The following is a 26,448-nucleotide window of genomic DNA, read 5'->3' as shown; positions in this document are numbered from 1 at the left end:
TTCAGGGATCATGACCGCCCAGCCCGCCTTCGATCGCGCATCCAATCCTCCGCCTCGCGATGCGCTGTCCGTGCTCAACCACGTGTTCGGGCTGCCCGGTTTTCGCGGCGCACAGGAGAAGATCGTCCGCCACGTCGCCGATGGCGGCAATTGCCTGGTGCTGATGCCGACCGGCGGCGGCAAGTCGCTGTGCTACCAGCTGCCGGCCCTGCTGCGCGACGGCTGCGGCATCGTGGTGTCGCCGCTGATCGCTCTGATGCGCGACCAGGTCGCGGGCCTCACCGAGGCCGGCGTCAACGCTGCCGTGCTGAACTCGACGCTCAGTTACGAGGAGGCCTCCGAGGTCGAACGGCGGCTGCTGTCAGGCGATCTCGATCTGCTCTATGTCGCGCCGGAGCGGTTGTTGACGCCACGCTGCCTCAATCTGCTCGGCCAGGCGCAGATCGCACTGTTCGCGATCGACGAGGCGCATTGCGTCTCGCAATGGGGCCATGACTTCCGCCCGGAATATATCGGCCTCACCGTGCTCGCCGAACGCTTCCCCGACGTGCCGCGCATCGCGCTGACCGCGACCGCGGATGCGATGACACGCAAGGAGATCGCCGAGCGGCTGCAGCTCACCGACGCGCCGCAATTCGTCGCCAGCTTCGACCGGCCCAACATCCGCTACGAGATCGTCGACAAGCAGAACGCGGTGACGCAGCTCAAGACCTTCATCAAGACCCGGCATGCCGGCGACGCCGGCGTGGTCTATTGCCTGTCGCGCGCCAAGGTCGAGGACGTCGCGGCGTCGCTGAACGAGGCCGGCATTGCGGCGCTGCCCTATCACGCCGGGCTCGATGCCGGCGTGCGCGCCCGGAACCAGGACCGCTTCATCAACGAGGACGGCGTCGTGATCGTCGCCACCGTCGCGTTCGGCATGGGCATCGACAAGCCGGACGTGCGCTTCGTCGCGCATCTCGATCTGCCCAAGAGCGTCGAGGCCTATTACCAGGAGACCGGCCGTGCCGGCCGTGACGGCAAGCCGTCGAGCGCGTGGATGGCCTATGGCCTGTCCGACATCGTGCAGCAGCGCCGCATGATCGACGAATCGACCGGCGCCGACGCCTTCAAGCGCGTCTCGATCGGCAAGCTCGACGCGCTGGTCGCGCTGGCCGAAACGGTGCATTGCCGGCGCCAGCGCCTGCTCGGCTATTTCGGCGAGACTCAGTCTGAGGAAAGCTGCGGCAATTGCGACAACTGCCTCACGCCGCCGAAGGTGCGCGACGGCAAGGTGCTCGCGCAAAAACTGTTGTCCTGCGTCTATCGCACCGGGCAGCGGTTCGGAGCGATGCACCTGATCGACGTGCTGGTGGGGCGGCTGACCGAACGCGTCAAGCAGTTCAACCACGACCAGCTCTCGGTGTTCGGCATCGGTCGCGAGCTCAACGAGAAGCAATGGCGCGCGGTACTGCGCCAGCTGGTGGCGATGGGCCATCTGCGCGCCGACAGCGACGCCTTCGGCGCACTGAAGCTGACCGACAGCGCGCGCGGCGTGCTGAAGGGCGAGACACAGGTGATGCTGCGCGAGCAGGCCGAGGGCGCGCGCAACCGTCCGATCCGCGACAAGTCGCGCCGCGGCGAGCTCGCCCCTGCGGAGGGCGGCAAGGCGGCGGCCGCCAACCCGGCGCTGCACGCCGCCTTGCGCGCCTGGCGTTCGGACGTGGCGCGGCAGCGCGGCGTGCCGGCCTATGTCGTGCTGCACGATTCCACCATCGACGGCATCGCCGCGATGCGGCCGGACTCACTGAACGAGCTGCGCAACATCGCCGGGATCGGCGACAAGAAGCTCGAGCATTACGGTGACGAGCTGATCGCCCTGGTAAAGCGCACCGAGGACTGAGCCTGCCCCTTTCTCGCCGTCACCCTGAGGAGCCGCGAAGCGGCGTCTCGAAGGGTCGACGGCCACCAGCTCGGCCGTGCATCCTTCGAGACGCGCTACGCGCTCCTCAGGATGACGGGACTGACATCCGCGGTGGTGTCGCTATGGATGAAGTTGTTTCGCTCGCTGCGGGAAATCGAGCGGTTGGAGTGAGGCGGCGTCCGAATACCGTGGCGATCGGCCCCTCGGCATAGGAGCCATACCCGAGGGGGCAAGAGACACGCTTGCGGGCCGCGCCGCCCTCGCCCTAATCTTTCCGGCAAAGACAAAACATAGGGAAGAGACGGGACATGGCTCAGGAGAGCACCGCGCGCACGACTGCGCGCCCTGCGGAAACGGGAACATTCGATGCCGTGGTGGTCGGCGCGGGGTTCGCCGGCATGTACATGCTGCACCGGCTGCGCGGCCTCGGCTTCACCGCGCGGGTCTATGAGGCCGGCGGCGGGGTCGGCGGCACATGGTACTGGAATCGCTATCCCGGCGCGCGCTGCGACGTCGAGAGCCTGCAATATTCCTTCTCGTTCTCCGAGGAACTCGACCAGGACTGGAGCTGGTCGGAGAAATATTCTCCGCAGCCCGAAATTCTCGCCTACGCCAACCACGTCGCCGATCGCTTCGATTTGCGCAACCAGATCGTGTTCGACACCCGCGTCACCGCCGCGACCTTCGACGAGGACGCCGGCACCTGGCTGATCGAGACCGATCGCGGCGACAAGGTCACGGCCAAATTCTGCATCATGGCGGTCGGCTGCCTGTCGGCGCCGAACCGGCCGGCGTTCCCCGGCATGGGCGATTTCCGCGGGCCGATCTATCACACCGGCGAATGGCCGCATGAGGGGGTCGATTTCACCGGCCTGCGGGTCGGCGTGATCGGCACCGGCTCGTCGGCGATCCAGTCGATCCCGATCATCGCGCAGCAGGCCTCCGAGCTCACCGTGTTCCAGCGCACCGCGACGTGGTCGGTGCCGGCCTGGAACGAGAACCTGTCGGCGGAATATCTGAAGGAGGCCAAGGCGCATTATCCGGAGCTGCGCGCCAAGGCGCGCGCGCGGCCGACCGGCTTCTATTTCCTTTTCAACGCGCAGCCCGCCTTGCAGGCGAGCGAAGAGGAGCGCGAGCGGCTGTATGAGGAGGCCTGGGAGCGCGGCGGCCTGCCGTTCCTCGGCGCGTTCGGCGACCTGCTGTTCGAGAAGGAAGCCAACGACACCATCGCCGATTTCGCGCGCGCCAAGATCCGCGGCATCGTCAAGGATCCCGCAACCGCTGATCTCTTGTGTCCGCAGAACGTGTTCGGCTGCAAGCGGCTCTGCGTCGACACCAATTATTTCGAGACCTACAATCTGCCGCATGTGAAGCTGGTCGACGTTTCGACGACGCCGATCGAGCGCTTCACGCCTGAAGGCATCGTGGTCGCCGGCACCGAACATAAGTTCGATGCGATCGTCTCGGCGACCGGCTTTGCGGCGATGACCGGCTCGTTCGACAAGATCGCGATCACCGGCCGCGGCGGACAGACGCTTGCCGAGAAATGGCGCGCCGGGCCGCGCGCCTATCTCGGACTCGCCTCGGAAGGCTTTCCGAACCTGTTCATGATCACCGGGCCGGGCAGCCCCTCGGTGCTGGCGAGCATGATCCAGGCGATCGAGCAGCATGTCGACTGGCTGGCCGATTGCCTCGGTCACATGCGCGATGTCGGCGCCGGCACCATCGAGGCCGTGCGCGAGGACGAGGATGCCTGGGTGCATCACGTCAACGACGTCTCGACGGTCTCGCTGCGCTCGACCTGCAGCTCCTGGTATGTCGGCGCCAACATCCCGGGCCGGCCCCGCGTGTTCATGCCCTATATCGGCGGTTTCCCGATCTATGTGCAGAAATGCAATGAGGTGATGAATTCGGGCTATGACGGCTTCGTGCTCGCAGGCGGACGCAGCAGCAACGCGCCGCCGCAGGTGCGCTTCACCGAACGCTGGCAGGTGCCGCTCGACATCGAGGTGATCTCGCCGGCCGCGGTCGCAGCCCGGCGGGTGCCGATGGTCTGAGCCGCACCGCCGCCTCTCCCCGCCTGCGCGGAGAGGGAGAAGAGAGCGCCAGCCTCAATTCGCCGGCTTCTTCACGCCGGCGGCTTGCTCGTTCACCGCATCCAGGGCATGAAGCTGTCAGGCTGCCCGGGAGCGCTGCATCAGGACCAATGCGAGCGCGTGGACGCCGACGCCGATCAGGAAGATGCCCGCATAGAGCTCGACCGCGCCGCCCATCTGCCAGGCGCGGGTCAGGGCTGGATAGCTCTCGTAGATCCAGAGCCAGTGCCCCAGCGCGAGGACTCCGACGCCCAGCGTGCCGATGGCCCGGCCGAACGTGTTCATCATCCGCACGCGACGGGTCTCCCGCTTTACCGGCCGAACAGGATAGCGGGAGATGCTGACACCGACCTTACACCGCCCGGGAAGTGCGTAGCCCGGATGGAGCGCAGCGCAATCCGGGGCAGGTCCATCCGCGGTTATCGCGGCCCCGGATTTCGCTTCGCTCCATCCGGGCTACGAAGCCACTAAGCAGCGAAAACAAACTCACCCGTTCCGGAACGCGTAGGCGTAGCCGTTGAGCGCCGGGGCGCCGCCGAGATGGGCGTAGAGCACCTTCGATCCGGCCGGGAAATATCCCTTCTGCACCAGATCGATCATGCCCTGCATTGATTTCCCCTCATAGACGGGATCGGTGATCATGCCTTCGAGCCGCGCGCTGAGGCGGATCGCCTCCTTGGTTTCCTCCGACGGTACGCCGTAAGCGGGATAGGCGTAGTCCTCGATCAGCACGACATCGTCGGCGACGATGTCGCGGCCGAGCTCGACCAGCTTCGCCGTGTTCTGCGCGATCGAGAGCACCTGCGCCTTGGTCTGCGCCGGCGTGAACGAGCCGTCGATGCCGATCACGTTGCGCGCGCGGCCATCGGCGGCGAAGCCGACCAGCATGCCGGCGTGGGTCGAGCCGGTCACCGTGCAGACGATGACGTAGTCGAACTTGACGCCGAGCTGGCGCTCCTGCGCGCGGACTTCCTCGGCGAAGCCGACATAGCCGAGCCCGCCGAACTTGTGCACGGAAGCGCCGGCCGGGATCGCATAGGGCTTGCCGCCCGCCGCCTTCACCTCCTCGATCGCCTGCTCCCAGCTCCTGCGGATGCCGATGTCGAAACCCTCGTCGACCAGGCGCACGTCGGCGCCCATCACCCGCGACAACAGGATGTTGCCGACGCGGTCATAGACGGCGTCCTCGTGCGGCACCCAGCTCTCCTGCACCAGGCGGCACTTCATGCCGATCTTGGCCGCGACCGCCGCGACCATGCGGGTGTGGTTCGACTGCACGCCGCCGATCGAGACCAGCGTGTCGGCATTGGAAGCGATCGCATCGGGAATGATGTATTCGAGCTTGCGCAGCTTGTTGCCGCCATAGGCGAGGCCGGAATTGCAGTCCTCGCGCTTGGCATAGAGCTCGACCTTGCCGCCGAGATGCTTCGACAGACGATCGAGCTTCTCGATCGGGGTCGGCCCGAAAGTGAGCGGATAGCGCGCGAATTTTTCCAGCATGCTGGCATCCTCGTTGATGGCTTGGAACGGCCGCGATAGCTACCACTACGGATGCGAAAGGTGCTCTCTAAGTCGCGGCGCCTGTATCCCTGAAATTGCACAGATCGCTTCACGTGCTATGCTTTCTCTCACTAAATCCATATTTGATGAAAGATTCTTCCATGCCTGCCCGGCTCGACCGTATCGACCTCAAGATGCTGAGATTGCTGCAGAAGAACGGCCGGCTCAGCAATGCCGAGCTGGCTGAGCAGGTTGGCGTCAGCCCCGCCACCTGTCACCGCCGGACGCAGGCGCTGTTCGACGAGGGTTTTGTGGCCGGCGTCCGCGCCATGGTCGCGCCGCGCAAGCTCGGCAAGGGCACGCTGGTGATGGTCGGCGTCGTGCTCGACCGCTCGACGCCGGAAAGCTTTGCGAGCTTTGAGCAGGCGGTGGCAAAGCTGAAATGCGTGCTCGACTGCCACCTCGTCGCCGGCGACTTCGACTACTTCCTGAAGATCCGCGCCGGCGACGTCGACGACTTCAAGCGCATCCACGGCGACCAGTTGATCGCGCTGCCCGGCGTGCGGCAGACCCGCACCTTCTTCGTGATGAAGGAAGTGGTCGACAACGCCGCGCTGGAGTTTTGAGCCGGCACGGATCCGTCAGTCACGATCCCCGAGAGAACATCCGTCTGGCTTTCGCGAAGCCGATATAATCGCGCGGCCCGCTCGCGATGAGCCGCCAGGTCAGCCGGACTACCCGAGAGAAGTAATCCTTTCATCCGACTTGATGGGTAGCGCAAACCGGAGCAGTTTTCGTCCCGGGCTGCGAAGCCGCGCGGACATCCGCGGATGGCAATCATGAACGCCACGACGATACGACTGGCCATTCCGTTGCTGGCACTTGCCGCCGGCGGCACGGCGGCTCTCGTCTTCGGCATCCGCCAAACTCAGCAAATCCTCGGCGCGAACACGCATCTGATGGCCACGGTGCCAGCCGATCCCGCGCAAGGCCGGGACAAGACTTCGCTGGCAAAGACTCCGTTGGCAGAGGCGCAAACCGAGACAGCGGCCCTGGCCGACGTGCTGGCAGGGCCGTCGCCAGCACCAGGCGGCGACGCGGTGCCGGAGTTCGACGTCGTCAACGTCGCACCGACCGGCGAGACCGTCGTCGCCGGCCGGGCGCAACCGGGCGCAACGGTGGAATTGCTGCGCAATGGCGAGGTACACGATCGCGTGGTAGCCGACAAATCCGGCCAGTTCGTCATGGTCCCGCGCCCGCTTCCGCCGGGAAACCATGACCTGACCCTGCGCATCACGCGTGACGGCAAGCAGGTGACCTCCAAGCAGAGCGTAGCCGTGGCGCTCGAGGCCGCGGCAAGAGAGCAGCCGATGGTGGCGCTGATGGCGCCGGACAAGCCGGTCAAGCTGCTATCGCAACCGGTGGCCGCGCCGTCGATTGTCGGGAAAGTGGCCGTTGCGGCCATCGAGGCCGGACCGGATGGCAATCTCCATGTGAGCGGTCGGGCCGCTCCCGGCGCGACCGTCAGGCTCTATCTCAACGGCAGCTTGATCGCATCCGCCACTGCCGACGAGGCCGGGCAGCTGTCGGTCACGATCAACAAGGGCGTAACCGCCGGCAGCTATCAGGTGCGGCTCGACGACGTCGATCCCGGTTCCGGCAAGGTCCGTGCGCGTGCCGAGGTGCCGTTCAACGTTCCGGACACGACCAGGACCGCATCGACGTCGGCATCGCCGGCCTCGTCCGGCAGTGCGGACGTAGCTACGCCGCAACTCACCGCGACGGCGGACACCGCCTTGTCTGATGTGAAGTCAGCCTCCGCTGTGACCGTGCCGAAGATCACGACCACTACAGTGGCCCGCGGTGACAGCCTGTGGCGGATCAGCCAGCGCTCGTTCGGGGCCGGACAACGTTACGCCGTGATCTATCGGGCAAACATGCAGCAGATTCGCAATCCGAACCTGATCTATCCCGGCCAGGTTTTCGTCGTGCCGGCAAAGTGAGAGCGGCATTCCGCCGAAGGTCACTTTCCGGGCGATTTCAGGAAGGCGACGATCCTCTTGCGCTCTTCCTCCGAGCGCACGCCGGTGTAGGGCTTCATGCCGTTGCCGGACACCAGCGCGTCGGGATCCTCGATGAAGCGCAGCAGCTTGCCTTCGTCCCAGACGATGTCGGAGGACTTCATCGCCTCGGAATAGCGATAGTTCGGCGCCGATCCGGCCTTGCGGCCGACGATGTTGTGCAGGTTCGGGCCGGCGCGATTGTCGCCGTCCTTCACGGTGTGGCAGGTGCGGCAGGAATTGTTGAACGCCTGCTCGCCCGAGACGCCCGCATCCTGCGCGCTGCCCGCCGACAGCAGCATGGCCGTCATTCCGCATGTTGCGACAATCAATCCTGGCCGCATGGATCACCTCTTCGGCGACGCATTTGCGTGAGGCGCAGCGGCTTGCGTGCAAGTGCCGCCACGCGTGGCATGCCGTCAACGCAGGGGCGCCGTGAAAGGTCCTGTCGCGATACCCCAGCATCTGGCGCATCGGCACGGGCCGCACTAGATGTGGGGCCATGCGACATCCCGCCCTGCAGGATTTCATCGACAGCCACCAGCGCCTGTTTGTCCTGACCGGGGCCGGCTGCAGCACCAATTCCGGGATTCCCGACTATCGCGACAGCGACGGCAACTGGAAGCGGACGCGGCCGGTCACGATCCAGGCGTTTCTGGGCGACGCCGGCACACGGCAGCGCTACTGGGCGCGCAGCATGGTCGGCTGGCGGCGGTTCGGCCGTGCCGCGCCGAACGGCGCGCATCGCGCGCTGGCGAGGCTCGAGGAACAGGGCCGCAGCGAATTGCTGCTGACCCAGAATGTCGACCGCCTGCACCAGGCCGCGGGCAGCCGGCGAGTGATCGACCTGCACGGACGGCTCGACGTGGTGCGCTGCCTCGGCTGCTCCGCAACGACGCCGCGCGAGGAATTTCAGAACGAGCTGGTGCGTCGCAATCCCGCCTGGCTCGCGCTCGATGCCGCGGATGCGCCCGACGGCGACGCCGATCTCGAGCAGGATTTTTCTTCGTTCGAGGTGCCGGCCTGCGCGGCCTGCGGCGGCGTGCTGAAGCCCGACGTGGTGTTCTTCGGCGAGAACGTGTCGCGCGACGTCGTTGCCACCGCACAGGATCATCTGGCGCAGGCCGACGCCATGCTGGTGGTCGGCTCCTCGCTGATGGTCTATTCGGGATTCCGCTTCGTGCGGATGGCAGGAGAGCGCGGCCTGCCGATCGCCGCCGTCAATCTCGGCCGCACCCGCGCCGACGAGTTGCTGACGCTCAAGGTCGAGGACAGTTGCAAAACGGCGCTGGCGTTCTTGCTGTAGGGCGCGGCCCTCTCAACGTCATTGCGAGCGCAGCGAAGCAATCCATTGTCACCGCGCATGCGGAGGGATGGATTGCTTCGCTACGCTTGCAATGACGGACACGAGAGTCCTTAGGCCCGGTGCCGCTGCGGCCTGGCCATCGGCAGGTTGGCGTTCCAGTGGTCCCAGCTGACGCTGGTGAGGCTGCCGCGATCGGTCGCCAGCGGGCGGCGGGTGCGGCGCTCGTATTCGGCGATGCAGCGGCCGGATTCGCCGATCTTGCGCTGCAATTCGTCGATCGTCATCTGCGTCGCGCGGCCGCAATTGGCCTTGCCGAGCTGATCCGCCTCGACCGCCTTCAACGCCGCGCGCAACTTCTTCAGCTGCGCGCGCTGCCAGGCGATGTGACTGTTGCTGTCTGCCGTCATGTGGCCGCCACCATCTTCGATCGTTGCACGCCATTGGGCACCTCGACGTCCACCTCGAGCGTCGAGACGAACTTGCCCCTCTCCATCCGGATCACGACCTTGTCGGGATCGATATCGACATGCTTGGAAACCACGGCGAGGATTTCGCCGCGCAGCAACTCCAGCAGATCGGATCCCTTACCGCTACCCTGGCCGCGCTCATGCGCGAGCAGGATCTGCAACCGCTCCCGTGCCACGGGCGCCGATGCAGCGCGGCCGCCGAACAGCCGCATTACGTTCATCATGCCGCCCTCCGTCGCAGCAGCCGGTCCATAAATCCCTTGCGTTCGACCGGCACCGTCATGTCGATGGACTCGCCCATCAGCCGGCGCACCGCGTCGATGTAAGCCCGCGCCGGCGCGCTCGATGCATTGTTGACCGTGACCGGACAGCCGACATTGGAGGCACGCAGCACGTCCTGGCTTTCCGGAACGATGCCGAGCAGCGGCGTCGCGAGGATTTCCAGGATGTCGTCGATCGACAGCATCTCGCCGCGCGCGGCGCGGGCCGCGTCGTAGCGAGTGACCAGGAGATGCTTCTCGACCCGCTCGCCGCGTTCGGCGCGCACCGTCTTGGAATCCAGCATGCCGATGATGCGATCTGAATCGCGCACCGACGACACTTCGGGATTGGTGACGATGATGGCCTCATCGGCGTAGCGCATCGCCAGCGTCGCGCCGCGCTCGATGCCGGCCGGGCTGTCGCACAGGATATAGTCGAACTTGGTCTTGAGATCCGCGATCACCCGCCGCACGCCGTCTTCGGTCAGCGCGTCCTTGTCGCGGGTCTGCGAGGCCGGCAGCAGCCAGAGATTCTCGAGCCGCTTGTCGCGGATCAGCGCCTGCGGCAGCTTGGCGACGCCCTGCACCACGTTGATGAGGTCGAACACGACCCGCCGTTCTGCGCCCATCACGAGGTCGAGGTTGCGCAGACCGACGTCGAAATCGATGACGACGACGTTCTGCCCCAGCTGCGCCAGCGCCGCGCCGAGCGCGGCGGTGGATGTTGTCTTCCCGACCCCACCTTTTCCTGAAGTTACGACCAACACCTTGGCCATTCTCATCTCCTTTTGGTCGATCAGTTCAATGCAGTGATGCGCAGCATTTCGCCCTCGAGCCACGCCTGGGCGGGCCGGTTGCGCAAGCTGTCCGAGATTTGCTCTGCCGTCTGGTAGTAGCCGTCGATGGCGAGCAGTTCGGCCTCGATCCTCTGGCAGAAGATGCGGGCCGACGAATTGCCGTTGATGCCGGCCATCGCGCGCCCGCGCAGCGTGCCGTAGACGTGGATCGAGCCGCCCGCCACGACCTCGGCGCCGGAGCCGACCGAGCCGAGCACGGTGACGTCGCCCTCGGCGAACACGATCGACTGGCCGGAGCGCACCGGGCTCTCCAGCAGCAGCGACGGCAATTTGTTGTCCTTGGGCTTGACCGGCTTGGGCTGCGGCTCGACCGTGGTGATCGCGCAGGCCCGGCCGCCGGTCAGAAGCGGCGGCATGTTGGCGGCAAGCTTGGATTCCTCGACGCCCTCGATGCCGAGGATGCGAATGTTGCGCTCGCCAAGGCTGCCGACGAGGTGCGCGATCGCGGCCTGGCTGAGGTCGACGGCCGACAGGTCCAGCACGATTGGCTTGCCGGTGAAGAAGCCCGGCGACTTCGCCAGGGTCTCGTCGATCTCGGTGAGCCAGGACACGATCGGCACGACGGGCGAAAACACGAACGCAACATAGGAACGGCCGCGCATGCGGACCTGCTGACGTACGGCCTGTTGAGTTGCGTCCATCGCCCCTGACTCAGTTGTCTTGTCGAATGGTTAACAATCGGCCCGCATGGTTAACCAATGGTTAACAGAGCTGGGTGTTTTCACGGATTTGAGATGGCGCTGTGGGCCAAACAAAAAGGCCGGCGTCCATCGACGCCGGCCCTTCGGTAGAGAGTCTTGAAAAGGAGAGCCTCAGCTCTTGACGTCGGCGGCCCAGGTCTTCTCGATCTGCTTCACGACGCTGTCGGGCATCGGGATGTAGTCGAGTTCCTCGGCGCTCTTGCCGCCCTTCTCGAAGGCGTATTTGAAGAACTTCAGCGCTTCCTTCGAGGCCGCCTTGTCGGCCGCGTCCTTGTGCAGGAGGATGAAGGTCGACGCCACGATCGGCCAGGACTTCTCGCCGGGCTGATCGGTCAGGATCAGATAGTAGCCGGGCGCGTGGGTCCAGTCGGCGTTCGACGCGGCGGCCTGGAACGCTGCGTTGGTCGGCTGCACGGTCTTGCCGGCCTTGTTGATCAGCGCCGTGAAGGTCAGCTTGTTCTGCTTGGCGTAGGCATATTCGACATAGCCGATCGAGTTCTTGGCCTGCGCGATGTTGCCCGCGACGCCTTCGTTGCCCTTGGCGCCGACGCCGACCGGCCATTCGACCGCCGTGCCGGAGCCGACCTTGCTCTTCCAGTCCGCGCTGACCTTGCTCAGATAGTCGGTGAAGTTGAAGGTCGTTCCCGAACCGTCCGCGCGATGCACCACCGAGATCGCCTCCGACGGAAGCTTCGCCTTCGGGTTCAGCTTCTTGATCGCCGCGTCATCCCATTTGGTGATCTTGCCGAGATAGATGTCGGCGAGCGTCGGACCGTCGAGCACGAGATCGCCGGCCTTCACGCCGTCGATGTTCACCACCGGAACGATCGCGCCCATGATCATCGGCCACTGCGCGAGGCCATCCTTCTGCAACTGGTCGGACTTCAGCGGCGCGTCGGTGGCGCCGAAGGTCACGGTGTTGGCTTCGATCTGCTTGATGCCGGCGCCCGAGCCGATCGACTGGTAGTTCACGCCGCTGCCCGAATCCTTCTTGTAGGCGTCGGCCCATTTGGAGAGGACGGGGAAGATGAACGTGGAGCCGGCACCGGTGATGTCGGTTGCAAAGCTTGGCGACGCCATCGCCACCAGGCCGGCGGCTAGCACAGTCTTGACGAATTTCATGGTGATCTCCGTGGGGGAACGCGAGGAGCTCGCGTCATTGAAATGCTCGCGTAGAGCGTGCGCACGTTGTTCCGAACGCCCATGACAGTTGGATGACGGAGGCACCGGACCTTCGGCTTACTTCAAAAGTCCGAGCGGCGGCAAAACCGTTGCTTGCGAATAGTTTGTCGTTGATCGCGCAGGTCGCGGCGATGGTCACGAATCCGTGCGCGATACGGCGATGCGAAGCAGAGAGTACCCGCCTACTCCGCCTTGATGTTGGCCGACTTCACGATCGGCCACCACTTCTCGACCTCGGCGGCCTGATGGCTGCGCAACGCGGCTGGACTTTGCTTGTCCGGCGGCGGGATCTCCTGGCCGAGCTGGGCAAAGCGCTTGACGACCGCGGGCTCGGCGAGCGCGGCCATCACCGCCTTGGACAGCGTCGAGACGATCTCATCCGGCGTGCCCTTCGGAGCCCAGATGCCGTGCCAATAGGCGATGTAGAGGCCCGGCACGCCGGCCTCGTCGACGGTCGGGATCTCCGGCGCCGATGCCAGCCGCGACGATGCGGTCACCGCGAACGCCTTCACGGTCCCGCTCTTCACCTGCGGCAGCGAGTTGGAGGCCTGATCGAACATGATGTCGATATGGGAGGCCATCAGATCGTTGAGCGCCGGGCCGGCGCCGCGATACGGCACGAAGGAGAAATTCGTGTCCGTCAGCTGCTGGAAGAACACGCCGGCGACATGCGCGCCGGAGCCCGGGCCCGCGGTGCCTGACGTCGCCTTGCCGCCATTGGCCTTGAGCCAGCCGACCAGCTCCTTCAGATTCTGCGCCGGCAGGTCCGGCCGGCCGATGATGAGCTGCGGCCCGCTCGCGATCAGCGCGACGGGGGCGAATTCGCGGACGTCATATTGCAGCTGGTAGATCGCGCCGTTGAGGCAATGCGTGCCCCAGTGTCCGATCGTGATGGTGTAGCCGTCGGCGGCCGCGCGCGCCGCCCGCAGCCCCGCCACCGTGCCCGAGGCGCCGGTGATGTTCTCGATCACCACGGGATGGCCGAGGCTCGCGCGCATGTATTCGGCGATGATCCGCGCCAGCACGTCGGTCGGCCCGCCCGCCGCGAACGGCACGATCATGGTGATCGGGCGCGCGGGAAAGGTTTCCGCCCTGGCGGCGGACGCGAATGGCAGCGTCGCGGCACCGAGCGCGAACTGCAGAAACGGGCGGCGGGAAATCTCCGGCAACATTCGCTCCTTGGCTTTACGTTAGCGGCCCATCGCGGCTGCCGCGCGCGGGGCGATGGCCTCCGCGAGCATGTGATAGCCCTCGGGCGTCAAATGCACGCCGTCCGGCTGATGCGGCAGGCCGCGCAGCATGTCGTTGCCCATCACGACGACAGGAATGCCGCGCGAAGCGAGGCGGCTCTGGATCTCGCCGCTGCGGTCCGGACTGCCCTTGCGCCGGTCGTTGCCGCCGGGCTGGAAGATCACGAGGCTCGTGCCGTTGGGCACGACGCTGTCGAGCCGCCGCAGCATGCCCTCGGTGGTGTCGCCATTGATGCCGGCATTGACGACGCGGACCCGCTTGCCCCTCGCGCTGAGAATCGCCTGGAGCTGCGCCGGATAGGCCTCGCCGCGCGCCACGCCCTTGCCGTAGGTGTTGCTGGCACCGAGCGCCACGATGGTGGCAGCCTCGGCCAGCGCAACCCCCACGGCCAGGGAGGCTGCCGCTAGGACGATACTTGCCAGCGCCCGGAACCAATTGGCCTGTAATCTCATGTCGCGCCCCGCCCGATGCTGTTGACTTGGGGCACCAGAATGCATGGAGCCGGGCCGAGACGCCAGCGTGTCGGTGAGGCGCGAGGGCGCGGAATATCGGACGGCTTCTGACGAATAAGGGCTCGCGCAGTCTCAATCCGGCGAAACCAGGAGCCAGGCCAGATACCCGTAGTAGGCGGCCGCGAACAGCGTGATCGCAAGCGCGACGCCGACGGCGACTCCGCCTTGGGTCAAATGAAATGCCTTCATACGCCCATAAGTCGGATACACGGCTATTCGTTCCGCGCCGGGTGCCAGCACCCACGACCGGGCGGGCCTAGCCGGAATAGATCAGGTCGATCGTGTAACAAAAGACGGCGTAGCAGTAGAACATGCCTGTAATCGCCAACAAGGCCACGGGATAGTCGCCGCACCCGGAGGCCGTTTGGCAGGCCTGCAGCACCGCAGGGTGATGCTGAAAGAGGATCGCGAGACAGACTGTATTGACGATGGCAAAGCACAGATGCGTGCGCGCTATCCTGATCCATTGCGCTTCATCGAAGGACTGAAGCGGGGCTCCAATTGCGCAGGCCACGCTCACGACCAGCGAGGCGGAAAGGATCCAGAGCACACGGATCACATCCTGCGCGTTGCCATGCTTGAGATCGAATAGCCACGCGTAGCCAACTGCGCCCCATGGTGTCAGGAACATCACGAAGAACCAGAGCAAGCGGATGGCCTGGCTCGGATCGCGACCGTACTTGTCGGCGTAGCGCAGCCTTTGCAACAGCCTCATTGACATCACCACGACACACGGACGCAGCTGCGCCCCTATCAAACATAGGCGCCTCCTGGCCACTTCGCGATAGAATCGCCCAGGAATGGCCATTTCCCGCGCGGGATGCTTGAGGAATGGTTGAGAAGATCGGTCGATGCGACCCAGATCGAACACATCACGGCCATGGGATCATCGAGATGATCGCAAAGCCATCCGCATATCGGTAGACTGCCCCAATGAAGAAAATCGGCTTCCTTTCGTTCGGGCACTGGACGCCCTCCCCGCAATCGCAGACCCGCTCGGCCGCGGATACGCTGCTGCAATCGATCGAGCTCGCCGTCGCCGCCGAACAGCTCGGCGCCGACGGCGCCTATTTCCGGGTCCATCACTTCGCGCGCCAGCTCGCCTCGCCGTTCCCGCTGCTGGCCGCGGTCGGCGCGAAGACCCGCCGCATCGAGATCGGCACCGCTGTGATCGACATGCGCTACGAGAATCCGCTCTACATGGTGGAGGACGCCAGCGCCGCCGACATGATCGCCGGCGAGCGGCTGCAGCTCGGCATCAGCCGCGGCTCGCCCGAGCAGGTGATCGATGGCTGGCGCTATTTCGGCTATCAGCCGGCCGAGGGCGAGAGCGATGCCGACATGGGGCGGCGTCACGCCCAGATCTTCCTCGACATGCTGCGTGGCGAAGGTTTTGCGCAGCCCAATCCGCAGCCGATGTTTCCAAACCCGCCCGGGCTGCTGCGGCTCGAGCCCACGTCAAAGGGTCTGCGCGAGCGCATCTGGTGGGGCGCCGGCTCCAACGCGACCGCGGTCTGGGCCGCGAAGCTCGGCATGAACCTGCAGAGCTCGACGCTGAAGAGCGACGAGACCGGCGAGGCCTTCCACATCCAGCAGGCCGCGCAGATTCGCGCCTACCGCGCTGCCTGGAAGGAGGCCGGCCACACGCGCGAGCCGCGCGTCTCGGTGAGCCGCAGCATCTTCGCGCTGATCGACGATCGCGACCGCGCCTATTTCGGTGGCGGTCGCGAGGAGGAAGACCAGATCGGCTTCATCGACCCGCAAACCCGCGCCATCTTCGGCCGCAGCTACGCCGCCGAGCCCGATGCACTGATCGAACAGCTGAAGAAGGACGAGGCGATCGCCGAGGCCGACACGCTGCTGCTGACGGTGCCGAACCAGCTCGGCGTCGCCTACAACGCGCATGTGATCGAGGCGATCCTGACCCATGTGGCGCCGGCGCTCGGGTGGCGGTGAGATCGTCGCGATCGGAGCGCGCGTGGCGTTTGCTGGTGGTCGCCGCTTCTCGACAGCTGCAATCGACTCCGTGAGCCTGCTTCTAAGTGGGAGCGGCTGCACTCGCAGCGTGCAAGGCGCTTGGCAAGAACACTATAAGTGCGTGTTCCACTGATGCTGCATTGTTGTCCACAGTGTGGATTGCGCCACACCGCGCGAACGTAAATCGCCGTAAGCTTCAGGCGAGTTATGCCCTGGCCCTGAACCCGTCGCGAATGACGGGCTTCCTTCGATGGCTTACATGGGCGACCGGCGCTGGTCGAGCACCCCGCCAGTCGAATGTAAATGCAACGCATGCCCGAAATGCAAGATCAGTTCCCACTTCCAAAGACGATAGCGCGACCACCGTGGATCTATTTCGAGCCGAGAAGATCGCCACCGTCGCGGACCGATCACATCATGATTGCCGCTTCTGCGGATTGAGGCTCACCCTCGTCAGAACGATCATGGAAACGGAAAGCGGGGTCGTCATTCATACGTTTGAATGCGAGCAGTGCGGAGACCGCACCTGGACCGAGTAAGATAAGAGCAAGAAGCTGCTGTCCCTGTCGCCAAATCTGCTGGCAATCACCCGCCCCGATGAAAGCGGTGAGTACAGAATGGCGGAGAGAGTGTCAGTCAATCCCTATTGAAAAGATAAGCGTTCTTTGGCCTTTCCAGACCAAGACCCACGGTTAGGGCTACGGCCGCAAACGGGGGGCGCTTCCGACAAACGGTAACTTCAGAATCACGCCGCGGAGAGCGCCCGCCCGAAACTTAAAAAGGTCCTGTCCAAAACTTCCATTCAATCCGGTAGCACACCTCCTATGGTTCCTCGCGGCCAAGGCCACTCATGAGCACGTATTTGACCTCCAAATATTCCTCGATTCCGTAGTAGCTGCCCTCGCGGCCGTAGCCCGAATGCTTGACACCTCCGAACGGGACAGATGCGGTACCTACCGAACCCGAGTTCAGGATCACCATTCCGGCCTCAATTTCTCGGGACAGGCGGAAAGCCCGGCCGAGTGCACGCGTGTAGGCGTAGGCGACGAGCCCATATTCCGTGCTGTTCGCCCGCTTCAACACTTCTTCCTCTGTTTCGAAGCGGTAAATGGAGAAGACCGGCCCGAAGATCTCGGTCCGGGCTACCCTCATGCCATCATCCAGTTCGGTGAGAATGGTTGGCTCATAGAACAGGCCACCCTTTTCGTGTGCCTTGCCGCCAAGCACCACCTTGGCTCCGCTCCTCCTCGCGCCCTCCACGAGCTCGACAACCTTGTCGTAGCCCGCTTTGTTGACCATCGGACCGACCACGAACTGCTCCTGCAGGCCCTGATCGACACGGATCTCCGCGACCTTCTCCTTGACCGCAGTGACGAAACGATCATGGATGCCACTCTGCACATAGATGCGGTTGGGCGAGATGCAGACCTGGCCGGAATTCCTAAGCTTCGCCGAGACGATGCCGGCGACGGCGTTATCGAATTCGGCATCGTCGAAGACGATAAAGGGCGCATTGCCGCCCAGCTCGAGCGTCATCTTCTTGAGGTCCTTGCCGCAAGCGGCCGCCAGTAACTTGCCCACGGCGGTGGATCCCGTGAACGAGATCTTGCGGATGCGCGAATCGCTCGTGAAGACCTCGCCGATTTCTCTCGGATTTCCGGTTACCATCTCGAAGACGCCCTCGGGAATGCCGGCTCTCCGCGCATATTCCAGCAGCTTGTAGGCCGTGAGCGGCGTCTCTTCCGAGGGCTTGATGATCATCGTGCAGCCGGCGGCAAGCGCGGTCGCAATCTTCCGAGTGATCATCATGAACGGGAAGTTCCATGGCGTGATCGCTGCCGTCGGACCGACCGGCTCCTTGACCACAAGAACCACGGCATTGCTGGCGTGCGTCGGAATCGTATCGCCGTACACGCGCTTGGCTTCCTCAGCATACCACTCGACGAAGCCGAGTCCATAATCGATCTCGCCCACGGCTTCAGATAGACATTTGCCATTCTCCTTGACCATGATTTCGGCAAACATGCGCTTGTCGTCTCTGACGAGCTCGAACCATCGACGAAGGAGGTCGCTTCGCTCCTTCGCGAGCGTGCGCGACCAGACCGGAAACGCGGCGCAGGTTCGATCGACTGCCGCTTTCACCTCGCCGAGTGTCATCTCGGGCGCTTCGCCGACGACAGTGCCATCGGCCGGGTTGAAAACCTTGATCATCTTTCTTCCTTTTCTGGATCTGATTGAGTCTTTCGGTCCGTGCGTTTGGCTCGCGCGATTGACGCACTACAAAGCCACCCGAGTAAAACCCACGGTAAACTTTCGGCGTCCTTCGCTGGCGAGCCCCAAGCTCGCCGCGAAATTGATTCAGTCCGCCTTTGAATAAGGCATCGCTGCTGCGGCGTGGATCTCCGACGTCATCGGCGGAAAGGAAGCCTTGTGTGGTTCGGGCGCAGAGTCACTTTCACCGATTACAGTTGAAGCATTCTCGGCCTTGATCGCCCACAGCCATGTAACCAAGGCGCACGGAATCAGCGAAGCTATCGAATAAATGACACCCGCCAACGGATTTCCCGACCAATTCACGAGCGACAGCGATATCAGAGGCAGAAAGCCACCGAACAGGACGTTCCCGAGCTGCTGCGCCAAACCGAATCCAGTAGCCCTCATTTGAGGGGGGAAGCACTCGGAGATGAACGCCGGCAACGGCGCCATGATCATAGCGGTCAAGATTGCGAGCACACTGATCAGAGTCGCCACCTCCCCCCACGCTTCATGCTGGGCAGCGCCACTGATTCGCGCGAAGGCTGGGTAGGCGACCAGCATCCAGAGCACGATGCCAGTCAGCATTGTTCTTGCGCGGCCCCATCTGTCCGAGAGCGCGCCGAATGCGGGGTAGAAAGGCGTGGCCACGATCACGGCGACGCCAACGCACAAGTTCGCCGTCGTCGCGTCGATCTTGAGCACGTTCTGAAGAAAGAAGAGCATGTAGACGATTGAAGTATATAACGAGACAGAGGTGCCGCCTTGCGCGCCGAAAATCGCGAGCAGGATCCCTTTCCACGACTGTCTGCTCTTGAGTGTCTCCGCGAGTGGAGACGTCGTTAGCTGCCCCGATTGCTGAAGCTTCGTGAATACGGGGGTCTCATCCATGCTCAAGCGGATCGCGATTGCGACTACGACAATGGGCGCGGAAATGAGAAATGGAATTCGCCAACCCCAGCTCTCGAAATTCTCGGGACTGAGACCGAACTTCAACGCCGTGACGAGGACGATCGCCACAAGCAACCCAAATGCGGCTGTGCTTTGAAGCGCGCTCGTGAAGAAGCCGCGCTTGCGCGGAGGTGCGTGCTCCATCACATAGACCGCGGCCGAACCATATTCTCCTCCCAGGGCGATCCCCTGGGTGATCCGAAGCGCCAACAAGGCCGAGGGGGCGGCCAGGCCAACCGCCCCGTAGCCGGGCAGACATCCCATCAGCATGGTCGCGACGCCCATGAGCGTGAGCGTGATGATGAACGTCTTCTTGCGTCCCACCCTGTCCGCCATCGGGCTGAAGATGAGGGTCCCAATGGGGCGCGCGAGAAACGCGGCGCCGAAACCTGCGGCCGAAATCAGCGCGCCGGCCGCGGGATCCGTCACCGGAAAGAACAGTTTTGCCAGTACCGGAGTGAGCGCGACGTAGACGAAGAAATCGTAGTACTCCAGCATCGTGCCGAGGCTGGAAGAAAATACGATGGTCGACATCGTCCTTGAACGACCAGCGGGCATACCGGACTCCTCCCTTCAATTTATCACCGCGCGAAGGGCGCCACTGCGCTTTCGGCAATCGATGCACCGTCTCAGCCTGATCGCGGAAACACGAAATTGGCCGGTACGTGAACTCCGAGTGCCGGCTTCGCTGGTCTAGAGCGTCGCCTCGCGAACAAGATTTTCACTTGCCCGAGCAAGGTAGCCGTACGCTGAGGAAGGACCAGCGAGTAAACTTGCGCAACTGTTGAGCCGAAGGAAACGATCGATCAGAGTACGCTCGGACCGAGCCAGCGGCGCAGGCGCGCCAATGTTTCCTGCTTTTGCGATCTCTGATCGGAAACCAGGTAATAGGTGAACTTGGCCCGATCGAGAACGTGATCGTGAGCAGGCACGAGCGAGCCGGTACGGAGTTCGTCATCGACCAGAACAGTCTGGGCAAGGGCGACGCCGCGCCCCTCGATGGCAGCCAAATATGCCAACGCCGAACTCTCCATCTCCTTCCGCCGAGTAAACGTCGCAAAGTCGATCGCTGCACTTTCGCACCAAAGTGCCCAGTCGTCCGGACGCGCTCGTACGAGAAAGATGGTCTGCTTGCGCAGGTCCCCGGCGCCGCTGCCTCCCATCTTCTTCAGGAGAACCGGGCTACAGACCGGCCTCAGCATGTTTGGCACGAGAGGCGTTGCATCGAAATCGGCCCATTTCCCGTCGCCAAGTCTGATCGCTGCGTCGAACTCACCCAACTCGGCCCACTCGGACGCCGTCGTGAGACGCACGTCGATATCGGGATGCGCAAGCTGAAATTGAGAGAGCCGCGAAATGAGCCACCGTGTAGCGAACGTGGTGTAAGACCGTATCCGCAGAACCGAACGGCCGGATGAACTGTGCAGCAGCGCGCTCGCGCGCCGCAATCCATCAAAGTGCGTGGCCACTCGCTCGAAGTACGCCCTTCCCAGCGGCGTCAGGACCAGCCCGCGTCCGTGGCGTGCGAAGAGCGACGCGCCAAAATGATCCTCGAGCGCACGGAGCTGCCTGCTCACAGCGCCCGGCGTGACGGACAACTCGTCCGCAGCACACCGCACGCTTCCGGTCCGCGCGACGATCTCGAAGGCGGCCAAGGCATTCAGAGGCGGCAGATCGCGCATCTTCGTCCCAAAACTCAACAGTTGAGAAAGATTACTCGATTGTGCCGCACCTGCAAGGCGGCGACACAACACAGAACAAACCGCGCAATAGAGGATCGTCCGCCCATGCTTACCGACGCGCTTTCGGGCCTGACCGTGCTCGACTTCGGCCAACTCATCGCGGGGCCCGTCGCCGCGATGTGGCTGGCGGACCTGGGTGCGACGGTCATCAAGGTCGAACCGCCGGGCGGGGAACTTGCCCGCCGCCTCGGACCGCCCTGGCAGCGGCAGGAGAGCCTGACCGCGCTGACCTCGAACCGCAACAAGCTTGGCCTGTGCGTCGACCTGAAGAAGCCCGACGGCATCGACATCGTCAGACGGATCGTACGAAAGGTCGACATCGTGATCGAAAATTTCAGACCCGGAGTCGCTGAACGACTCGGGATCGATCATGCAAGCCTGAGCCTCCTGCAGCCGGCCCTGATCACCTGCTCGCTGTCGGCTTTTGGCCAACATGGACCGTGGCGCGAACGCCCCGGCGTAGACGGCATCCTGCAAGCCGCGAGCGGGATCATGAGCATCATCAAAGGACCGGATGGCACCCCCGGAAAAGTGCCGCTCCCCTTCGCCGACATGACAGCTGCCATGTTCGCCACGATTGCGATCCTCAGCGCCGTGCGCAAACGCGACGTCACCGGACAGGGGAGCCATCTCGATATCAGCCTCTACAACTCGATGCTCATGATCCAGCAGTTGACGTTGGCGGGATATCTCGGCTCCGGAGAGCCTCCTCAACCCACGGGGAGTGCAGCGCCCTACGCAGCTCTCAACGAGGCCGTGCCAACGAGCGACGGTTGGATCATGATCGCCGCCTACCAGGAACCGCGATGGCAGCGTCTATGCCAGGTCATCGGGCGTTGCGACCTGCTGTCCGATCGACGATTTGCGACGAACCGCGATCGCGTCAGTCATAGAGCCGAATTGCGCGCCGCTCTCGATTCCGTCTTTCGCTCGAAACCGACACAGCATTGGTTGGCTCTCTTGCAAGAAGCGGACATCATCGTCGCTCCAGTAGCGAACTACGAGGACGTCACGCGCTCGGACCAATATGCCGCAAGCGGCATCGAGATCGAGATCGAGCATGCATCAGCGGGTCGTTTTCGCATGCCAGGCTTCGGCCTCGATGGACCGGCGCCTCCTGCCAGTCCTCCTCCACTCGTAGGGGAGCATTCGCGCGACATTCTCGCGCGCTTCGAATTCACGGCGGCAGAGATCGACTCGCTCATTTCGGATGGCATCGTTTTCACGGGAGACAGATCTTGACCAACGCGCCGCTACCGTTCGTCACTACGGCACGCAAGGCAAACGTCCTGACGATCACACTGAACGCTCCCGAGACGCGCAACGCGCTCAGTCGGCCGGAGCAGTGCGAGGAACTCATCTATTGTCTGGAAGCAGTCAATGGCGATCCGACCATCAGGGTGGCCGTGCTGACCGGGGCGGGGTCAGCGTTCTGCGCCGGCGGCAACGTCAAAGACATGTTGGCAAAGCAAGGCCTGATGGCGGGTAGCCCCGCGGAAATCATCGAACGTTATCGTCGAACCCTTCAGAAACTCGCGAAGGCCTCTTTGGAACGGAAGTTCCTATCATAGCGGCCGTGAACGGGCCGGCGATGGGCGCCGGATTGGACCTCGCCTGCATGTGCGACATGCGCATCGCGTCCGACAAGGCCCGCTTTTCGGAGACATTCGTCAAACTCGGATTGATCTCCGGCATCGGCGGCGCCTGGTTTTTGCCGCGTGTCATCGGTCACTCGCGCGCAGCCGAAATGGCATTCTCCGGCCGCGTCATCGACGCCCCGGCTGCACTTCGCTATGGACTGGTATCCGAGGTCGTCGCGGATGACGAGCTGCTCGACCGGACACATGCTCTGGCTGCCGAAATCGCCGCAAATTCCGGTCTCGCTCTCAGATATACGAAGCGCCTCCTCCGGCTCTCGGAGCGCAGTGAGCTGTCCAGCTCGCTGGAGGCAACCGCGGCCCTCCAGACGCTGGCGCACCTGAGCGACGAGCATCGGGAGTCGGTGGAGCGCTATCTCAAGGCTCAGCGGTCGGCAAAACGACCGGCGTGAAGACACAGAAACACGGGAAAGATCGCACTCGACTGGCCGTAGCCCTGCACGAGATCATCCGAATGGCGGAGAGAGTGTCCGCCATACCAAAGTCCAACATCGTCCAACTTGGTTTCGCTAGACGCTTCCCTGCAAGCACTTTACGACATTCTCCATCCGTTGTCGTCCAACTGAATCCCGAGAAATCCGGGGTGCCGGGTGGGGAAGAAGGTGGGGAACGATGGCCAAGTTGGTCAACAAGCTCAGCGCCCGCAAGGTCGCAACACTCACAAAGCCGGGTCGTCACTCGGATGGCGGCGGGTTGTATCTCAGCATTAGCCCGAGCGGGGCCGCGTCATGGGTGTTCATGTGGAAGACGGCCGGCCGACGCCGCGAGATGGGCTTGGGGCCGTTGCGAGATGTGCCCTTGGTCAAGGCCCGAGAGAAGGCTGCCAATGCTCGCCAGATCGTCCTTGAAGGACGTGATCCCCTGGCGGCCCGCAATACCGAGCGGTCACAAGTCACTTTCGGGGAGGCGGCCGACGCGCTGGTCGAAAGCATGTCTCCGTCCTGGAGGAACGAGAAGCACCGAGCGCAATGGACTATGACTCTGACGAGGTATTGCCAACAGATCAGGTTGAAGCCGGTAGCAGAGATATCGACCGACGACGTCCTGGCCGTTCTGGAGCCGCTCTGGCGCGCGAAGCCGGAGACGGCCTCCAGACTGCGGGGAAGGATTGAGCGCGTCCTGAGCTTCGCCAAGGCGCGCGGCATGCGTTCCGGAGAGAACCCAGCACAGTGGCGCGGGCATCTCGACGCCATCTTGCCAAGGCGACCAATGCTAACGAGGGGGCACCACAAAGCTCTCCCCTTCCAGGAGGTGCCCGCCTTCATGCAGCGGCTGAGGGAGATGGAAGGAGTAGCACCGAGGGCACTGGAGTTTGCAATTCTAACAGCCGCGCGTTCCGGCGAAGTATTCGGCCTCGTCTGGCCTGAGCTATCGCTCGATGACCGACTCTGGGTCGTCCCAGGCCCCCGAATGAAGGGTGGTCGCGAACACCGCGTTCCGCTCACCAGCCAGGCAATTCAAATCCTGCGGCAGATGAAACGGCTCCGCACCGAGGAGAGCCAGTTCGTCTTTCCCGGCGGGAAGCGCGGCAAGCCACTGTCCGAGACCTCACTGGAAGCGGTCCTAGAACGGATGGAAGTGGACGCAACCCCCCATGGATTCCGCAGTTCGTTTCGGGACTGGGCCGGCGATGCCACTGCGTTCCCGCGGGAGGTTGCGGAAGCCGCACTTGCGCACATAGTCGGAGACAAGGCCGAACGCGCCTATCGACGTGGCGATGCCCTCGAGAAGCGCCGCAAGCTTATGGAGGCTTGGCAGACGTACTGCCACGGTAAAGCGCCCAAGCCCAGGTCTAAAAAGCAGACGAGAGCTTGAGCATCGAGCAGGGTTCAACGCCGTGACTGGGTTGAGACCCGAGACAAAGGCGCCCCTTCTTTCCTGCTCCTTCTTAATATCCCGCACGTCGAGCACCGGGTTCGAAAACGCATCACTAAATCTATACGTGTGCTATCCTAATCCCTCGACTGGTTGGCTGGGGAGGGGCGTCGCTGTGCCAAGTCCGAAATACGTGGAGACCATTCTCTGTCTTGCTAATTCCCGAAGACCTGGTGGGGCTTGTGTTGCAGGGAAGAAATTTGAAAGCAACAAAATTGGTGATTGGGTCCGCCCCATCAATGCCAAGCACGGCAATTCGATTTCGGGTAAGGACGCCGAATACAAGGATGGCACCTCAGCAGACTTGCTCGATATCGTACGTGTGTCGATGAGCGCACCAGCGCCAAGTGATCACCAGACTGAGAATCACCAGATCGATGATGGCTTCTATTGGCGCAAGACCGGGCGCGCCACATGGACTCAGATCGTCAACGCGACGGACAACATCCAAGGGCCGCTTTGGTCGGATGGCGATCACAGCTATCATGGCTTAAACGACAAGGTCGACGAAGCAATCGCGAAAGGTCTTAAAGGGTCTCTCCTACTCATCGAACCGTCTAAACTTGAACTGGTGGTCGCAAGTGAATCGAAGTTCGGCGGGGGCTCCGTGCGGAGGGTCCGCGCGAAGTTCACATTCAATGGGACCAACTACAATTTTGTGGTGACCGATCCGTGGATTGAGACGAAATACTTGGCGGAACCGGACGGCGCGTACGCCGTGGACGGATCGCGTCTCTGTGTTAGTCTGGCAGAAATCCTCAATGGCTCGGCCACAAAACTGGTCGCCGCAGTTATTACATCCGACCGATTATAGGTTGAGGCATGGTCGACGCGGTATATACTATTGGTCACTCAACGCACCCGGTGGAGAAGCTGATCGCCCTGCTGAAGCAGCATGGCATCACAGCGCTCTGCGACGTGCGTTCGCGACCCTACAGCCGCATGAATCCGCAGTTCAATCGCGAGTCTCTGAAGAACGCTCTGCGCGAGGTTGGCATCGCATATGTCTTCCTCGGGGCGGAACTGGGGGCGCGAAGCGAGGACAAGAACTGCTACCGCGATGGCCAAGTCCAGTACGATCTTCTCGCTAGGACAGACCTGTTCAGGCGTGGCATCGAAAGAGTGAAGGAGGGGACAAAGCTCTACCGCTTGGCATTAATGTGCGCCGAAAAGGAACCGTTAGACTGCCATCGTACCATCCTAGTATCGCGATCACTGGAGGAGGATGGCGTGCCAATCAAACACATCCTTGCGGACGGCACCAGCGAGGATCATACGCACGCCATTGAACGATTGGTCAAGATGCTAGGGATTCCAAGCAACGATATGTTCCGGACCTACGATGTCGTCGTACGTGAAGCATATGCGCGTCAGGCGAACGAAATCGCCTATCGCGAGCAGTCGCCTGAGTCGCCGGCTTCAGCGGGAGTCGGACCGAAAAATGTGGGGCGCAGCTGAATGAAGCTTTTTACGATCGGATTTACGAAAACATCAGCCGAGTCATTTTTCACGAGACTATCGCGAGCGCGCGTCAAGAAACTGGTCGATGTTCGGTTGAACAATGTTTCGCAGCTGGCTGGATTCGCAAAAAGAGATGATCTTCGCTACTTCGCATCATCTATTGGCGGAATCGGTTACGAGCACATGTCCGAATTGGCGCCGACCCAGGATATTCTTGACCAATACAAAAAAGACAAAGGACCGTGGGCCACTTACGCGGAGAAGTTCCTCGACTTAATGGCTCGGCGCAAAATTGAAAACATCGACCGCTCACGACTGGACGGAAGTTGCTTGTTGTGCAGCGAAGATAAGCCGCACCATTGCCATCGCCGTCTCGTGGTCGAATACCTGAAGGAAAAATGGGGTGACGTGGAGATCGAGCACCTCTGAATGACTT

27 protein-coding genes are annotated in these 26,448 nt (G+C 63.1%); 13 read left to right on the top strand and 14 right to left on the bottom strand.

Features of this window, described 5'->3' with window-relative positions:
* Positions 1-10: 10 nt before the first annotated feature.
* Complete coding sequence (gene recQ / locus JQ633_RS04825) at positions 11-1,882, top strand: DNA helicase RecQ (protein WP_211983002.1); 1,872 nt, start codon at positions 11-13, stop codon at positions 1,880-1,882.
* 329 nt (positions 1,883-2,211) lie between these two features.
* Complete coding sequence (locus JQ633_RS04820; RefSeq protein ID WP_211983000.1) at positions 2,212-3,960, top strand: flavin-containing monooxygenase; 1,749 nt, start codon at positions 2,212-2,214, stop codon at positions 3,958-3,960.
* A 117-nt stretch (positions 3,961-4,077) separates the two neighbouring features.
* On the opposite strand, the gene JQ633_RS04815 is transcribed toward JQ633_RS04820, so the two are convergent.
* Together JQ633_RS04815 and JQ633_RS04810 are read right to left on the bottom strand one after the other, a co-directional pair.
* Entirely contained in the window at positions 4,078-4,287 is a 210-nt protein-coding gene (locus JQ633_RS04815; RefSeq protein ID WP_249158833.1) for a hypothetical protein, read from the bottom strand.
* A 198-nt stretch (positions 4,288-4,485) separates the two neighbouring features.
* A complete protein-coding gene (locus tag JQ633_RS04810) occupies positions 4,486-5,499 on the bottom strand; it encodes a 1-aminocyclopropane-1-carboxylate deaminase (RefSeq protein WP_211982998.1) in 1,014 nt (337 codons plus the stop codon).
* A gap of 161 nt (positions 5,500-5,660) precedes the next feature.
* Between JQ633_RS04810 and JQ633_RS04805 the strand changes: the two genes are divergently transcribed.
* Both JQ633_RS04805 and JQ633_RS04800 read left to right on the top strand, forming a co-directional pair.
* Positions 5,661-6,125, top strand: coding sequence for an Lrp/AsnC family transcriptional regulator (locus tag JQ633_RS04805; protein WP_211982997.1), 465 nt, complete (start codon positions 5,661-5,663; stop codon positions 6,123-6,125).
* Positions 6,126-6,338: 213 nt separating this feature from the next.
* Positions 6,339-7,502 (top strand): Ig-like domain-containing protein, encoded by a 1,164-nt coding sequence (locus tag JQ633_RS04800; RefSeq protein WP_249158831.1) that lies wholly within the window; start codon positions 6,339-6,341, stop codon positions 7,500-7,502.
* A gap of 20 nt (positions 7,503-7,522) precedes the next feature.
* On the opposite strand, the gene JQ633_RS04795 is transcribed toward JQ633_RS04800, so the two are convergent.
* Positions 7,523-7,861: a c-type cytochrome gene (locus JQ633_RS04795; protein WP_211982993.1), complete on the bottom strand. Its 339-nt coding sequence runs from the start codon at positions 7,859-7,861 to the stop codon at positions 7,523-7,525.
* 200 nt (positions 7,862-8,061) lie between these two features.
* Between JQ633_RS04795 and JQ633_RS04790 the strand changes: the two genes are divergently transcribed.
* Positions 8,062-8,865: an NAD-dependent protein deacetylase gene (locus JQ633_RS04790; RefSeq protein WP_211982991.1), complete on the top strand. Its 804-nt coding sequence runs from the start codon at positions 8,062-8,064 to the stop codon at positions 8,863-8,865.
* Positions 8,866-8,975: 110 nt separating this feature from the next.
* On the opposite strand, the gene JQ633_RS04785 is transcribed toward JQ633_RS04790, so the two are convergent.
* From JQ633_RS04785 to JQ633_RS04750, 8 genes are all read right to left on the bottom strand, one after another.
* Positions 8,976-9,272, bottom strand: coding sequence for a hypothetical protein (locus JQ633_RS04785; RefSeq protein WP_211982989.1), 297 nt, complete (start codon positions 9,270-9,272; stop codon positions 8,976-8,978).
* On the bottom strand, positions 9,269-9,553 hold the full coding sequence (gene minE / locus JQ633_RS04780; RefSeq protein WP_211984096.1) for a cell division topological specificity factor MinE: 285 nt from the start codon (positions 9,551-9,553) through the stop codon (positions 9,269-9,271). The genes JQ633_RS04785 and minE overlap by 4 nt, the downstream gene beginning before the upstream one ends.
* A complete protein-coding gene (gene minD / locus JQ633_RS04775) occupies positions 9,553-10,368 on the bottom strand; it encodes a septum site-determining protein MinD (RefSeq protein ID WP_211982987.1) in 816 nt (271 codons plus the stop codon). The genes minE and minD overlap by 1 nt, the downstream gene beginning before the upstream one ends.
* 20 nt (positions 10,369-10,388) lie before the next feature.
* Positions 10,389-11,090: a septum site-determining protein MinC gene (gene minC / locus JQ633_RS04770; RefSeq protein ID WP_211982985.1), complete on the bottom strand. Its 702-nt coding sequence runs from the start codon at positions 11,088-11,090 to the stop codon at positions 10,389-10,391.
* A 171-nt stretch (positions 11,091-11,261) separates the two neighbouring features.
* Entirely contained in the window at positions 11,262-12,272 is a 1,011-nt protein-coding gene (pstS, locus tag JQ633_RS04765; protein ID WP_211982984.1) for a phosphate ABC transporter substrate-binding protein PstS, read from the bottom strand.
* Between the two features lie 242 nt (positions 12,273-12,514).
* Positions 12,515-13,504: a tripartite tricarboxylate transporter substrate-binding protein gene (locus tag JQ633_RS04760; protein WP_211982982.1), complete on the bottom strand. Its 990-nt coding sequence runs from the start codon at positions 13,502-13,504 to the stop codon at positions 12,515-12,517.
* 18 nt (positions 13,505-13,522) lie between these two features.
* Complete coding sequence (locus JQ633_RS04755) at positions 13,523-13,969, bottom strand: GDSL-type esterase/lipase family protein (RefSeq protein WP_433995625.1); 447 nt, start codon at positions 13,967-13,969, stop codon at positions 13,523-13,525.
* 382 nt (positions 13,970-14,351) lie between these two features.
* The gene (locus tag JQ633_RS04750; protein WP_211982978.1) at positions 14,352-14,810 is read right to left on the bottom strand and encodes a hypothetical protein; all 459 of its coding nucleotides are present in this window, start codon (positions 14,808-14,810) and stop codon (positions 14,352-14,354) included.
* A gap of 218 nt (positions 14,811-15,028) precedes the next feature.
* On the opposite strand from JQ633_RS04750, the gene JQ633_RS04745 reads away from it, so the two are divergent.
* A complete protein-coding gene (locus tag JQ633_RS04745; protein ID WP_211982976.1) occupies positions 15,029-16,051 on the top strand; it encodes an LLM class flavin-dependent oxidoreductase in 1,023 nt (340 codons plus the stop codon).
* An 843-nt stretch (positions 16,052-16,894) separates the two neighbouring features.
* Here the strand turns inward: JQ633_RS04745 and JQ633_RS04740 are convergent.
* From JQ633_RS04740 to JQ633_RS04730, 3 genes are all read right to left on the bottom strand, one after another.
* Positions 16,895-18,283 (bottom strand): NAD-dependent succinate-semialdehyde dehydrogenase, encoded by a 1,389-nt coding sequence (locus JQ633_RS04740; RefSeq protein WP_211982975.1) that lies wholly within the window; start codon positions 18,281-18,283, stop codon positions 16,895-16,897.
* Positions 18,284-18,430: 147 nt separating this feature from the next.
* Positions 18,431-19,810 carry an MFS transporter gene (locus tag JQ633_RS04735; protein ID WP_211982973.1) on the bottom strand — a complete coding sequence of 460 codons (1,380 nt, stop codon included), beginning with the start codon at positions 19,808-19,810 and terminating at the stop codon, positions 18,431-18,433.
* Positions 19,811-20,082: 272 nt separating this feature from the next.
* Positions 20,083-20,958 (bottom strand): LysR substrate-binding domain-containing protein, encoded by an 876-nt coding sequence (locus JQ633_RS04730; protein ID WP_211982971.1) that lies wholly within the window; start codon positions 20,956-20,958, stop codon positions 20,083-20,085.
* 105 nt (positions 20,959-21,063) lie between these two features.
* Here JQ633_RS04730 and JQ633_RS04725 point away from each other — a divergent pair, with 105 nt between their 5' ends.
* The 7 genes from JQ633_RS04725 to JQ633_RS04695 all read left to right on the top strand — a co-directional run bounded on the left by JQ633_RS04725 (position 21,064) and on the right by JQ633_RS04695 (position 26,441).
* Positions 21,064-22,260, top strand: a complete 1,197-nt coding sequence (locus JQ633_RS04725; protein WP_211982969.1) for a CaiB/BaiF CoA transferase family protein — start codon at positions 21,064-21,066, stop codon at positions 22,258-22,260.
* Positions 22,257-22,589, top strand: coding sequence for an enoyl-CoA hydratase-related protein (locus JQ633_RS35395; RefSeq protein WP_211982967.1), 333 nt, complete (start codon positions 22,257-22,259; stop codon positions 22,587-22,589). Before JQ633_RS04725 ends, JQ633_RS35395 begins: the two co-directional genes overlap by 4 nt.
* A 5-nt stretch (positions 22,590-22,594) precedes the next feature.
* The gene (locus JQ633_RS35390) at positions 22,595-23,068 is read left to right on the top strand and encodes an enoyl-CoA hydratase-related protein (RefSeq protein WP_349631519.1); all 474 of its coding nucleotides are present in this window, start codon (positions 22,595-22,597) and stop codon (positions 23,066-23,068) included.
* Positions 23,069-23,288: 220 nt separating this feature from the next.
* Positions 23,289-24,491, top strand: a complete 1,203-nt coding sequence (locus JQ633_RS04710; protein WP_211982966.1) for a tyrosine-type recombinase/integrase — start codon at positions 23,289-23,291, stop codon at positions 24,489-24,491.
* A 193-nt stretch (positions 24,492-24,684) separates the two neighbouring features.
* Positions 24,685-25,365: a dual OB domain-containing protein gene (locus tag JQ633_RS04705; protein ID WP_211982964.1), complete on the top strand. Its 681-nt coding sequence runs from the start codon at positions 24,685-24,687 to the stop codon at positions 25,363-25,365.
* Between the two features lie 8 nt (positions 25,366-25,373).
* Positions 25,374-26,009: a DUF488 domain-containing protein gene (locus tag JQ633_RS04700; RefSeq protein ID WP_211982962.1), complete on the top strand. Its 636-nt coding sequence runs from the start codon at positions 25,374-25,376 to the stop codon at positions 26,007-26,009.
* On the top strand, positions 26,010-26,441 hold the full coding sequence (locus JQ633_RS04695; protein ID WP_211982960.1) for a DUF488 domain-containing protein: 432 nt from the start codon (positions 26,010-26,012) through the stop codon (positions 26,439-26,441).
* Positions 26,442-26,448: the final 7 nt, after the last annotated feature.

The sequence above is a fragment of the Bradyrhizobium tropiciagri genome, from assembly GCF_018130505.1.
GTDB classification, from domain to species: domain Bacteria; phylum Pseudomonadota; class Alphaproteobacteria; order Rhizobiales; family Xanthobacteraceae; genus Bradyrhizobium; species Bradyrhizobium tropiciagri_B.
This window is presented reverse-complemented; position numbering and strand designations above follow the sequence as displayed.